18 protein-coding genes are annotated in these 11,908 nt (G+C 37.0%); 6 read left to right on the top strand and 12 right to left on the bottom strand.

Translation table 11 applies throughout. From position 1 onward, the window contains the following. On the bottom strand, nucleotides 1–404 hold a 404-nt coding region (locus J7J10_01790; protein MCD6129673.1), incomplete at its 3' end, for an HAD hydrolase-like protein. Between the two features lie 79 nt (nucleotides 405–483). Between J7J10_01790 and J7J10_01785 the strand changes: the two genes are divergently transcribed. Then, complete coding sequence (locus J7J10_01785) at nucleotides 484–1,677, top strand: exodeoxyribonuclease VII large subunit (GenBank protein ID MCD6129672.1); 1,194 nt, start codon at nucleotides 484–486, stop codon at nucleotides 1,675–1,677. Here the strand turns inward: J7J10_01785 and J7J10_01780 are convergent. The 4 genes from J7J10_01780 to J7J10_01765 are packed head-to-tail and all read right to left on the bottom strand — an operon-like array spanning nucleotide 1,643 to nucleotide 5,505. Next, nucleotides 1,643–2,575 (bottom strand): Ppx/GppA family phosphatase, encoded by a 933-nt coding sequence (locus J7J10_01780; protein ID MCD6129671.1) that lies wholly within the window; start codon nucleotides 2,573–2,575, stop codon nucleotides 1,643–1,645. The genes J7J10_01785 and J7J10_01780 overlap by 35 nt on opposite strands. Beyond that, a complete protein-coding gene (locus J7J10_01775) occupies nucleotides 2,572–3,807 on the bottom strand; it encodes an inorganic phosphate transporter (GenBank protein ID MCD6129670.1) in 1,236 nt (411 codons plus the stop codon). Before J7J10_01775 ends, J7J10_01780 begins: the two co-directional genes overlap by 4 nt. Before the next feature lie 2 nt (nucleotides 3,808–3,809). Further along, nucleotides 3,810–4,478, bottom strand: a complete 669-nt coding sequence (locus J7J10_01770) for a TIGR00153 family protein (protein MCD6129669.1) — start codon at nucleotides 4,476–4,478, stop codon at nucleotides 3,810–3,812. A gap of 4 nt (nucleotides 4,479–4,482) precedes the next feature. After that, a complete protein-coding gene (locus tag J7J10_01765; protein MCD6129668.1) occupies nucleotides 4,483–5,505 on the bottom strand; it encodes an Mrp/NBP35 family ATP-binding protein in 1,023 nt (340 codons plus the stop codon). 199 nt (nucleotides 5,506–5,704) lie between these two features. Here J7J10_01765 and J7J10_01760 point away from each other — a divergent pair, with 199 nt between their 5' ends. From J7J10_01760 to J7J10_01745, 4 genes are all read left to right on the top strand, one after another. Next, nucleotides 5,705–6,028 carry a winged helix-turn-helix transcriptional regulator gene (locus J7J10_01760; protein MCD6129667.1) on the top strand — a complete coding sequence of 108 codons (324 nt, stop codon included), beginning with the start codon at nucleotides 5,705–5,707 and terminating at the stop codon, nucleotides 6,026–6,028. A gap of 12 nt (nucleotides 6,029–6,040) precedes the next feature. Beyond that, on the top strand, nucleotides 6,041–6,496 hold the full coding sequence (locus J7J10_01755) for a NifB/NifX family molybdenum-iron cluster-binding protein (GenBank protein MCD6129666.1): 456 nt from the start codon (nucleotides 6,041–6,043) through the stop codon (nucleotides 6,494–6,496). 61 nt (nucleotides 6,497–6,557) lie between these two features. Next, the gene (locus J7J10_01750) at nucleotides 6,558–6,854 is read left to right on the top strand and encodes a DUF5320 domain-containing protein (GenBank protein MCD6129665.1); all 297 of its coding nucleotides are present in this window, start codon (nucleotides 6,558–6,560) and stop codon (nucleotides 6,852–6,854) included. Nucleotides 6,855–6,856: 2 nt separating this feature from the next. After that, nucleotides 6,857–7,075 (top strand): hypothetical protein, encoded by a 219-nt coding sequence (locus tag J7J10_01745; protein ID MCD6129664.1) that lies wholly within the window; start codon nucleotides 6,857–6,859, stop codon nucleotides 7,073–7,075. Between the two features lie 4 nt (nucleotides 7,076–7,079). Here the strand turns inward: J7J10_01745 and secF are convergent, their stop codons facing one another. Genes secF through J7J10_01710 form a run of 7 tightly spaced genes read right to left on the bottom strand, consistent with a single transcriptional unit; the run spans nucleotide 7,080 to nucleotide 11,559 of the window. Beyond that, complete coding sequence (secF, locus tag J7J10_01740; GenBank protein MCD6129663.1) at nucleotides 7,080–8,021, bottom strand: protein translocase subunit SecF; 942 nt, start codon at nucleotides 8,019–8,021, stop codon at nucleotides 7,080–7,082. Nucleotides 8,022–8,029: 8 nt separating this feature from the next. Next, the gene (gene secD / locus J7J10_01735; protein ID MCD6129662.1) at nucleotides 8,030–9,610 is read right to left on the bottom strand and encodes a protein translocase subunit SecD; all 1,581 of its coding nucleotides are present in this window, start codon (nucleotides 9,608–9,610) and stop codon (nucleotides 8,030–8,032) included. Beyond that, nucleotides 9,611–9,865 carry a preprotein translocase subunit YajC gene (gene yajC, locus J7J10_01730; GenBank protein ID MCD6129661.1) on the bottom strand — a complete coding sequence of 85 codons (255 nt, stop codon included), beginning with the start codon at nucleotides 9,863–9,865 and terminating at the stop codon, nucleotides 9,611–9,613. Nucleotides 9,866–9,921: 56 nt separating this feature from the next. After that, the gene (locus J7J10_01725) at nucleotides 9,922–10,137 is read right to left on the bottom strand and encodes a DUF2905 domain-containing protein (protein ID MCD6129660.1); all 216 of its coding nucleotides are present in this window, start codon (nucleotides 10,135–10,137) and stop codon (nucleotides 9,922–9,924) included. Further along, a complete protein-coding gene (locus tag J7J10_01720) occupies nucleotides 10,137–10,610 on the bottom strand; it encodes a 2-C-methyl-D-erythritol 2,4-cyclodiphosphate synthase (GenBank protein MCD6129659.1) in 474 nt (157 codons plus the stop codon). Before J7J10_01720 ends, J7J10_01725 begins: the two co-directional genes overlap by 1 nt. Beyond that, a complete protein-coding gene (gene ispD / locus J7J10_01715; protein ID MCD6129658.1) occupies nucleotides 10,589–11,257 on the bottom strand; it encodes a 2-C-methyl-D-erythritol 4-phosphate cytidylyltransferase in 669 nt (222 codons plus the stop codon). Before ispD ends, J7J10_01720 begins: the two co-directional genes overlap by 22 nt. Next, nucleotides 11,242–11,559, bottom strand: a complete 318-nt coding sequence (locus J7J10_01710) for a hypothetical protein (GenBank protein MCD6129657.1) — start codon at nucleotides 11,557–11,559, stop codon at nucleotides 11,242–11,244. Before J7J10_01710 ends, ispD begins: the two co-directional genes overlap by 16 nt. Nucleotides 11,560–11,720: 161 nt before the next feature. Here J7J10_01710 and J7J10_01705 point away from each other — a divergent pair. Then, nucleotides 11,721–11,908 (top strand): sodium/proton-translocating pyrophosphatase (locus J7J10_01705; protein ID MCD6129656.1); only part of this gene is annotated, 188 nt, incomplete at its 3' end.

The following is an 11,908-nucleotide window of genomic DNA, read 5'->3' as shown; positions in this document are numbered from 1 at the left end:
TTACCGGTAATTATTACATCAAATAGATTATCTATATTAGCCTTCTTTAAAATATAAAGGCAGTTTTTGCTGGAAGAGATCACTGCCACTTTTATACTCTCTTTCCTTAAGTTTTTTATTAAATTTAATGTGCTTTCATAAACTTTTACTCCTTCTTTCTCTAAAAATTCCAGGAAATAGTTTTGTTTTTTTGAAGCTGCTTTTTTTAGTTCTTGTTGGGACAATTGAGGCAGAATGGCTTTTGCTCCGTCTATTCTGGGTATGCCATCTACCTTTTCTTTGTAATCTTGAAAGCTAAAATCTTTTCCGTATTCAGAAAACATCTTTTTCCAGGCTTTAAAATGCAAAGGAACTGTATTTACAACAATTCCGTCTAAATCAAATATCACCGCTTTTAAATCCATATTTTTTATAATAGTATTTTTCGCTTATTCACACCAGTAGGAATTTGTATCAGCTGTGTTTTCATGTTAAAATGAAAATATGAAGGCTGTCTATTCTGTAACAGAACTCACTATGCATATAAAAAATCTTTTAGAAGAAAATTTCCGCAGAGTGTGGGTAGAAGGAGAAATAAACAATTTCAAACATCACTCTTCTGGACACATGTATTTTTCATTACAGGATGAAAAAAGCAGCATACGAGCGGTAATTTACAGAAGTACAACTCAAAAGATAGACTTTTTGCCAAAAAATGGAATGAAAGTTATTGCTTTGGGCAATATTGGCGTCTATCCTCCTCGGGGTGAATATCAACTCATCGTAGGACATATTGAACCTGAAGGATTGGGAGCAAAACAACTTGCTTTTGATCAATTGAAACAAGAATTGGAAAAAAAGGGTTATTTTGAACATAAAAAACCCATTCCTCCTTTCCCCAAAAAGATTATAGTGGTAACCTCTCCCACTGGCGCAGCTGTTAGAGACATTGTCAATATTATTTCACGAAGAGCAAAAGGTATTGAACTTTACATCTATCCAGTGCAAGTTCAAGGAGAAACAGCAAAATATGAGATAGCACAGGCTCTTAATATAATAAATACAGGTTTTATTGATGTAGATGTGGTGATTTTATCCCGAGGCGGAGGTTCGTGGGAAGATTTGTGGACATTCAATGAAAGGAAGATAGCGGAAGCAATTCACGCCTGTCGTTATCCTTTAATCAGTGCTATAGGTCATGAGGTAGATTTTACCATTGCAGATTTCGTTGCAGATTTGCGTGCACCCACTCCTTCAGCCGCAGCAGAACTGGTTGTAAAAAACAGATTTGAACTTTTGGAAAAAATAAATTTAATTAGAAATAGTATAAAAAACAATGCCTTAAGGATGTTTGAAATGAGAAAGAGAGAATATGACCTTACCTGGGGTGAAAAAAACATACTTAGATTTATCTCTTCATTACAGGATAGGATGAGAAAAATAGATGATTTAGCAGAAAAGATAATTAGAGAAATAAATATTGTATATGAGAGAAAAGGGGAACAATTTAAGGGACTAAGGGAGAAATTAAGTGCGCTTAACCCTACATCTATTTTAAAAAGAGGTTATTCCATAACATACAATGAAGCAGGACAGGTAATAAAAACTGTAAAGGATGTTTCTCTTAAATCTACATTAAAAACACAACTGCAAGATGGCATTGTTAAGTCCAGGGTAGAGAAAATCTCTCCACAATAATGCCTTCCCTTAAGCCTCCATCGGTGGAGATGATCTCATCTTTTTTAGACAAATCCAACAATTCCTCCAGGAATATGCATCCTGATACAATTACATCTTCTCTTCCTTTTTCTAATATGGGAAAACGATGCAGCCTTTCCTTTGCAGTTAATCTTACCATTTTCTCTCTTAATTCTTCTATCTTTTTTTTCTTTAGATGAAATCCCGTGGTTCTTTCTTCATCGTATTCTTTAAGTTTTAAAGCAATAGCAGACAGAGTGGTTACCGTTCCTGCATCACCAATGATCTCTTTTATTGAATAGCTCAAGAAATCCTTCAATAATTCAGATAATGTATGTCCAACAAAATCCCTTAATTTGTCTAATTCTTTCTTTGCTGGAGGATCATGTAATAAAAAGGATTCCGTGAGTTTTACCACTCCTTGAGGAATACTTAAGATATGTTTTATTCCTTTATCAAAGATGACAAATTCCGTGCTTCCACCGCCTAAATCAAAAAAGAGATTAGTATTGTTCAGTTTATATTTCTCTTTGAGCAGAAATAGAGCACCTTTCGTAGTAAGTTCTGCTTCTTTTTTTCCGTTGATAATCTTTGGTGAAAAACCTATTTTCTTTACCTTTTTCAAAAAAACATCTCTATTTTCTGCCTCTCTCAATGCACTGGTGGCTAAAAATAATACCTCTTGAACCTGAAATTCATCTATCTTTTTCTTGAATCCTTCAAGTGCAGATATCGTTCTTTCCATAGCTGAGACTTTAAGCAATCTTTGTTTAGATATACCCTCTCCTATCCTAACCAATGCGTTTTGCGAAAAAAGAGGATATAATTTATCTTTCTTTACATCGGCAATGAGTATTCTCAGCGTATTTGTTCCCAAATCTATGGATGCTATTCTCATCTAAAAAACATTCCTAAAATGAGGTATATTACAATGGATAAAACCATCGCTATAGGCACAGTTAAAATCCAGGCTAAGAAAACATCTTTAATGATTCTCAAGTTTAAGGATGCTGCACCCCTGGCCAGACCTACACCAATCACAGCACCAACCAGGGTATGAGTAGTTGATACGGGAAGACCCAATCTGGAGCAGAGTAAAACAGTGGTGGCTGCGGCAAGTTCTGCCGAAAATCCTCTTGAAGGATTCATGCCGGTAATCTTTCTTCCAATGACAATGATCACTCTAAATCCATAAGTAGCCAGTCCAACAACGATGCCCAAAGCTCCTATACCTAAAACCCATACCGGTACATAGACCTCTGATATGCCTTCCGTAAATTTATATGCAAATACTGCTCCTGCTAACGGTCCCACAGCATTCGCTATATCATTTGCACCATGCGAAAAAGCCATGGAACAAGCAGTTATTATCTGCAATCCTTTGAATACGCGTTCTACCTGAGGGTATCTTTTTTTGTAAGGTACCTCCCTCACCTCCACCTTAGCGGTAAGCATCTTGGTCACAAAAAATGTGATAGCGGAAATTATAAAAGCAACAAGTAGTACCTTGTTAAACGAAAGATATAGGTGTAAGTTTTTTAAACCCTTGTAAAAAATAGCAAAAGTAAGTATTAAAATAACTAAGGACGCTAAATAAGGTGCGTATTTCTTGGCAGCAACAACAGGCTTATCTACCTGAAGAATCAATTTTTTTATAAAAGAAAAGATAAGAAAAGCAATAAAGGCTCCTATCAAGGGAGAAATGATCCAGCTCAATACAATTTGCAGAACTTTTGCCCAATGAATGGAGGAAAATCCGCTTCCCACAATACCAAATCCCATGACTGCACCCACTATAGAATGAGTGGTAGAAACAGGCATACCTAAACGGGAGGCGATGTTCAGCCAGATGGCAGAGGCAAGCAGACTGGATACCATGCCCAGCGCAAATGTATTAGCTGCATAGCTTGTAGGGCTGACTATCCCTTTAGCAATAGTACCCGTAACGTGACCACCCACAAGCACTGCACCGGCAAATTCAAATATGGCAGCGACTATTATCGCCTGTTTAAATGAAAGGGCGCGTGAGCCAACAGATGTACCCATAGCATTGGCTACATCATTTGCTCCTATATTCCACGCCATATAAAGTGCGAAAATGATGGCAATGATAAGAAGAATACTGTGCATATTTATTTAGAGATGATGAGTCTGATCCTGTTACCCAACTTCTCTGCAGCGTTGGCTACATCACTCGTAGCCTGTATAATTTTCAACCACAACCATAGATCGGCAAAACTAAACTTTTCCGAGGTATTCAATATAATCTTGGTAATCTCATATCCTAACTTATCTGTTTTATGTTCTTCTTCGTTCAGTTTGTCCAGCAACTCAGTGATATGTTTTGTTTCTGGCCCCGCAAATGAGGATTCCCTCAATGTTTCCAATTCATCAACCACTGTCTTGGAGAGATTAGCCACATCTGTTACCTTTTCCACAAAGTATTTTACTTTCTCTACCAACTCAGAAGGAATCTTTACCATTTTAAAAGAGAGTAAAACACCAACATCTTCAGCGGCATCGGCAATGGCATCTATAGAGGTAATAATTTCTAATACATCTCCTCGTGCTACTGACATAAATATACTATTAGGCAAAGAACTCCTGATTTCATTTTTGATTATATCTGTTTCATATTCCTTATCGGAGATTTCTTTTGCCAGTCTTTGAACTTCTTTCTCTTTCCCTGATAAAAAAGCGTCAAAAATAGCGGGAATGAGTTTAACACACTCATTCCCGCTATTCATCATTTCCTGCAGGGATTGGAACGGCGATTTTCTAAAGATATCAAAGATTTTCATTTTTTTATAATGTTTCTAAGGTTTTTATCTCTTCTATAATCTTTTTTGCTGCATTTATAAAGGCTTTAGCTCCCAATGAATCAGGTTTGCTAACCACAATGGGTTTTCCTTCATCGCTACCTATTCTGATATCTGTATCAATAGGTATTTCTCCCAAGAATGGCAAGGAAAGCTGAATACTGAGTTTTTTTCCTCCACCATGACTGAATATATCCACTTTTTCACCACAGTGAGGACAAACAAAGTAACTCATGTTCTCAATTACACCGAATACAGGAATCTTGAGTTTTTTAAAGAAATCTACTGCCCTTGCAGCATCCATTAAAGCCACATCCTGCGGTGTAGTAACAATAATACCGCCTGTTACCTTGGTCAGTTGTGCCATAGACAGCTGGGCATCGCCTGTCCCCGGAGGAAAATCTACAACCAAAAAGTCTAAATCTCCCCAGGTAACATCTTCCAGGAATTGTTCTATTGTCTTATGAATTAATGGTCCTCTCCAGATAAGTGCCGTTCCCTTAGGAATGAGGTTGCCAACGGAGAACACCTTAATCCCCTCTTTTTCCACGGGTAACATTTTATCTTTATCCTCTTGGTTTAATCTTATAGCTTCTTCTTCTATACCCATCATTTTCGGTACATTTGGTCCATAAATATCTGTATCCAGGATACCTACTTTTTGGCCTAATTTAGCCAGCGCCAGAGCTATATTCACACTTACCGTGGTCTTACCCACGCCACCCTTTCCTGAAGTCGTGCCGATAATGTGTTTTATCCGAGGAACAATATTCTTTTTTCCTATCTTTACATTGATCTTTCTTACACCTTCTATCTTTTCTAATGCCTGTGTTATACTTGATCTTAGTTTTTGTGAGGTTATTTCATCTTCTATGCCTAATGAGCCTTTTACCGTAACTTCTCCATTCTCACCTATCTCCACATCCTCTACTATACCTAAACTTACAACATCTTTTGTATGTTCAGGAAATTTAACCTTTTTCAGTTCATCCATGATCCTTTCCTTCATCTTAGCCTCCTCAAAAATATGTATATATAGATTAGCACGAATTTTTTCTCTGTCAATTGTTTATATAAGATGTAATAAACATGCAAAAGATTGTTCGGGGAATGACTTCTTTATTCTTTCTAACAGTTACCTCTAATTATTACTTGACTATTTTCAATATTGTTATATTATTATTGCAGAATTGTGCAAAGGAGAAAAGATGCGGAGAGGCGGCTGCCATTTAGTTTTTCCTCGTGATCAAAGAGGTGTTCTATTTTTTGCATTGGCGAGTGACCAGCGTTTGCGAATTATACAGTTTTTAAAGAGCGGGGAAAAACATACATACGAAATTGTTAATTTTTTAAGACTCCATCCTTCGGTTGTTTCTCGTCATTTGAGTATTTTATATGATGTAGGAATTGTAATGGCAAAAAGAGAAAGAGATGGTTATATATGGTCAATAGGGACAGATAATGTATTTAAGCTGCTATCCTGTGCAAACGAGATATTGCAGGAAAAAAGAAAAAAAGAAGACAATTTTTAAGAGGAGGTAAAGATGATTTTGGCTTTTGCTTGTGATGATGAAAAAGGGTTGGATGGTGTGGTAGCATATCATTTTGGGAGATGTCCCTATTACACATTTGTAGAGGTGGAAGAAGAGAAAATAAAAGATGTAAAAGTGGAAGAAACACCGTTTTTAGATTCCCACCAGATGGGTGATGTGCCCAATTACATTGCGCAGCACAGAGCAAATGTTATCTTTACGGGTGGCATGGGACCGAAAGCACAAGAGTACTTCAGCTCTCTTGGGGTCAAACCTGTAATAGGTGTATATGGTAAAGTAAAAGATGTTTTAAATAGCTACTTGAAAGGGAATATTACTCAAGAAGCTATTCCAAAAGAAATTCCATCTGAAACCACAGAAAATGACGAATTGAAAAGATTAAAAAAAGAAGTGCAGTTTTTAAAGGAAAAGTTATTAAAGCTTAAAGAAAAAGAAGTAAGCGGGTAACTTGAAAAAATTTGAATAGGAATATCTTATAAAAAGTTATTTAAAAAAGGAGGTATTAGATATGCCAGGTGGAGATAGAACAGGCCCTTTAGGGTTAGGAGCAAGAACAGGAAGAGGGTTAGGATACTGCGCAGGTTTTGGTGGCCCTGGTTTCTCTGCGTGCAGAGGATGGGGCAGAGGATTCGGATGGAGACGGTCTGAAGCATTTTACCCGCCCTACAACGCACCTACACCTTACCGTCCACCTTCAAGCGCGGAAGAGAGAGATTATGTCGAAAGAGAAATTAAAGCATTAAGAGAACAAATTACAAGCTTAGAAAAAAGATTGGACGAGCTAAAAAAAAGTGAGGAAAAGTGATTATGACACAAATCTTTGGGCAAGGACAAGGCGGCGGAACAGGTCGCGGAACAGGTCGCGGAGCAGGACAAGGCGGTAAAGGAATGGGTGGAGGAAGAGGAATGGGCGGAGGTGGAAACTGCGTATGCCCAAAATGCGGATACAGCATGCCTCACGGAAGAGGCGCGCCTTGTTATCAAATAAAGTGTCCTAAATGCGGAACGCTGATGGTAAGACGCTAATTTTTCAATCAGGGGAAACTTTAAACTTCTCTTGCAGGTTAATTTCCTTTGGAGGAGGTAAAAGCTCGCCCTTGAATACAAGAAGCATGGGGCTGGCAATAAAAATGGAGGAGTATGTTCCTGATAATATTCCGATAAGCAAGGCAAAAGCAAAGCCATGAATTACTCCACCGCCCAAGAAAAAAAGACAGAGTATAATAAAAAATGTGGTGAGAGAGGTAAGAATTGTCCTGGATAATACCTCGTTAATTCCTCTGTTTATTGCCAGTTTCTTGGATATCTTTTTTGCCATTCTCACTCTTTCCCTAATCCTATCAAATACCACTATCGTATCATTCAAAGAATAGCCTATGATCATTAAAAGTGCAGCGATAATATCCAATGTGAACTCAAAATTAAATAAGGAAAGAACGGTAATAGTGATCAGCACATCATGTATTAAAGCGAAAACCGCTCCTGTAGCAAACCTGAATTGAAATCTCAACCCCACATAAACGAGTATAGCAAAAACAGCTATAACCATCGCCGTAATACCTTTTTTCTTTAAATCTTTGCTAATTTTTGGACCTATTATATCTACCTTTCTTATCTCAAAATCACTTCCATAGGAACTTTTCAAGGCCTGCTTTATCCCATCTGCAACATTCTTTACACCAGATGAAGATTTTGCACTATATATAAGGAATTCATTCCCCCTTCCAATTTTCTGAATCTTTGTTTTAGGAAATCCTGCCTCTTTTAAACTCATCCTTAAAGAAACCGCAGAAACAGGTTTTTTAAATAAAACCTGAATGGATGTACCCCCTTTGAATTCAATACCCCACCTGGGACCACCATGAGCAATTAAAGAGATTATACCTATAACTATGATGATACAAGAAATCACCGCTGCCATTTTCATTTTCTTCACAAAATCTATATTCACCTTAGGGCTTATAAACTCCATTGCTCCTCCTATATGCTGAGTTTCTTAGGTGAGAATTTCATCAACACAATATCATAGATAAATTTGGTTACCACAATAGCTGTAAACATATTGGCTATAATGCCGATACTTAAGGTAACAGCAAACCCTCTGATAGGGCCTGTTCCAAATTGATAAAGTACCAATGTTGCGATAAGGGTTGTAATATTAGCATCAAATATGGTCAAGGTGGCACGTTTATATCCGGTATTTATAGCATCATGTATAGCTCTGCCTATTCGTAATTCCTCTCTTATTCTTTCAAATATAAGCACATTTGCATCCACAGCCATACCGATAGTTAAAGCAATTCCTGCCAATCCAGGCAAGGTCAGTGTAGCACCAAACATAGCCAATGCGCCAAATATAATGATGATATTTAGGATAAGGGCAAAATCAGCCAGAAGACCGGATGCACGGTAGTAAAAGATCATGAACAGAACAACTAAAACAGCACCTGCAAAAGCCGACATTGCACCTTTTTTTATAGAATCTTTCCCCAGCGAGGGACCAACAGTAATGTTTTCCAATACATTTACCGGTGCTGGCAATGATCCACTTCTCAAAACAATAGCTAAATCATGTGCCTCTTTGGTGGTAAAACTCCCCGTAATCTGCCCTGTTCCTCCACCAATGCGCTCCTGGATAACAGGTGCAGAATAAATAATATTATCCAATACAATAGCTAATCTTTTGCCCACATGACTGCCTGTAAACTGCGCAAAGATGCCTGCCCCTTCAGAGTTCAAATCAAAAGTTACATGAGGTTGGTTTAAGGTTTGACCGAAGCTTACTCGCGCGCTTTTCAGCATCTCACCGCTTATTATGGTATCCCTCTTTACCACCATAGGTATCTTTTCCGTCTCCCCCGTATATGGATCCCGTTTTATCTGATAAAGTAGTTCATCATCTTCGGGTAGATTTCCTTGTAAGGCCTCTGTTATATCTGCCTTTTCATCAACGAGTTTTAACTCTAATCTTGCCATTTTGCCGATGAGTCTCACTGCTCTTGCAGGATTTTTAATACCAGGAAGTTCAACGATAATATTGTCTTTCCCATATTTCAAAATTGTAGGTTCAGCTACGCCAAACTGGTCTACCCTGTTTCGTATTATACTTAATGCTTGTTCTACAACATCAGTATGGATCTTTGCCACTGCCTTTTTATCTAATTTTATCACAATAGGTAACGTTTCTTTCACTATCGTATAATGGGGGTAATTTCTATCTATCAATTCCAACAATTTACCCTTATCCAAGGGGTCAATAAGGCTGATACTTATTTCAGCTTTTTTGGGTGTTACTTCATTATAGGCTATTTTTTCTTTATCTAATTGTATTCTTAGTTGACGAGCCGCCCTTTCTACAATGGTCTCTACTGCTTTTTCAGTATCTACACCTAAAACCAGGTGCATTCCACCTTTTAAATCCAGGCCTAAATGAACTATTTTTTCTGGGAAAAAAGAAGGCAAAGAACTCTTATTCTTTACAAAAGTAGGAATAGCATAAACAACAAACAATATAAGAATAATAGCAATGATTATTAATCTGACAAGAACACTCTTTTGCATTTACAGTTTAGATGTAATATTGTTCTTCAAAATCTTTATATTTACTCCATCTGCTATTTCTAAATGAGCCGTGTTTTCTTCTATCTTTGTGATTGTGCCATAGATACCGCTGGAGACAATAACTTTATCTCCTCTCTTCAATGAATCAACAAATTCTTTGTGTTTCTTTCTCTGTTTTTGCTGAGGGAGAATAAGAAAGAGATAAAATATTACAATAATCAACACAAAGGGAAGAATACCGGCTATAGAACCCATCCCTTGAGGAGCCCCTTCCCCTGCCGCATAAGCAATTGGCAACACTATACACCTCCTTAATGTTTAGTCAGAAAATACAAAATCAGTGAAACGATTATACTTAAAATAAGGCAACTTGCAAGCGGAAAGTAGAAACTGAAATTGTCTTTTTTTACATATATATCTCCAGGTAACTTACCGATATATGGTATCTTTGGAAAAACGACAAATAAAAACCCTATAACAACAACCACAATACCTACAAAAATAAGTAATCTCCCTAATCCCTGCATTACATCCCCAGTCCTACTATAGCTAAGACCGCTATACCCTCACCTCTTCCCGTAAAACCCATTTTATCCGTTGTTGTTGCTTTTATGTTAATCTGATCTATTTTTATTTTTAGAGTATAAGCTATATTTTCTTTCATATCCTTTTTATACAATGATATTTTAGGTTCTTGAGCAATAATTGTAGCATCTATATTGCATATATGGAATCCTTTTTTGTCAAGCATTTTCCTTATCTCTTCAAGAAACATCACGCTGGATGTATCTTTATACTGTTCAACATTGGGAAAATGAGTGCCAATATCATCCATTCCGGCTGCACCCAGTAGTGCATCACAGATAGCGTGTGTCAACACATCAGCATCAGACCAGCCATCAAGCCCCAAAGGGTGATCTATCCGTACACCACCTAAGATTAATTTTCTTCCTTCAGTGAACTGGTGGGCATCAAATCCTATACCAACTTTAAAAGACATTTTTCCAATTCCATATCTTCTTTGTAAGTAATCTTTATGTTCATCCTGTCCCCCTCCACTATGTCTATTTCACCATTATAAAACCATTCCCATATAGCTGCATCATCAGTGAAATCTTTATCTTGTTCAATGGCTCTTTTTATAGCAGCCAAAAACAAATTAAAGGGAAAACCTTGCGGAGTTTGGGATAAAATAAGCGATTTTCTATTTAAAGTATGCATTTTACTGCCTTCCACCATTTTTACTGTATCCCTGGGTTTTATACCGCAAATAACGGCATTTCTCTGTGCCTTTTTTACTATCTCATTTATTATTCTTTCGCTTACATTTGGTCTTACACCATCATGAACAAGACACACGGATGTATCTTTCGAACAAGCTTTTATTCCTTGATAAACAGAATCAATCCTCCTTTTCCCCCCACTAATTATTTTTCTTACTTTATTGAAATCATATTTTTCTATGATCTGTTGCATAACAGTTTTATCTCTTTCTCCAATTACAACTATTATTTCGTCTATGTTCTCATTCTTATTAAATCTATCTACTGTATAAGCAATGAGAGGTTTTAACTCAATTTTCACAAACTGCTTTTTTTCTCTAAACCTCTGTCCTATCCCAGCAGCAACTATTATAACACTAACCATAACCCAAAAATACAAAAACTTTTATTATTTTTCAAGCAAACAACTTCGTCATTTGCTTGCAATTGAAGTAAACAATTGTCAAGCCAAACAACTTCGTCATTTGCTTGCAATTGAAGTAAACAATTGTCAAGCCAAACAACTTCGTCATTTGCTTGCAATTGAAGTAAACAATTGTCAAGCCAAACAACTTCGTCATTTGCTTGCAATTGAAGTAAACAATTGTCAAGCCAAACAACTTCGTCATTTGCTTGCAATTGAAGTAAACAATTGTCAAGCCAAACAACTTCGTCATTTGCTTGCAATTGAAGTAAACAATTGTCAAAAACACTGCCATTAACAATCTTTTTGCGAAATTTCTAAACGGCAATCACGGGAGTTAAAATTTTCTTGATTCATCGAGGATGCTTAAGTATACTCTGCTTTCATGTTAATCATATTTTTATGAGCAAAGAGAGGTGAGTTAATGGAGAGCATGGTATTTTATGCACCGTTGTTAGGTGTCATAGGCTTGTTTATTGCGTGGATAATTTTCACTTATGTAAGGAAACAACCAATGGGTAATCCCTGCATGCAGGAGATCGCCGGGCTTGTTCGTGTAGGCGCAGCGGCGTTTTTGAAGAGGGAATACACCGCTTTATCTATCTTTATAAT

The organism is Deltaproteobacteria bacterium (assembly GCA_021159305.1).
Lineage (GTDB): Bacteria > Campylobacterota_A > Desulfurellia > JAGGSF01 > JAGGSF01 > JAGGSF01.
Note: the sequence above shows the minus strand (reverse complement) of the source record. Positions and strands in the feature narration are given on the sequence as shown.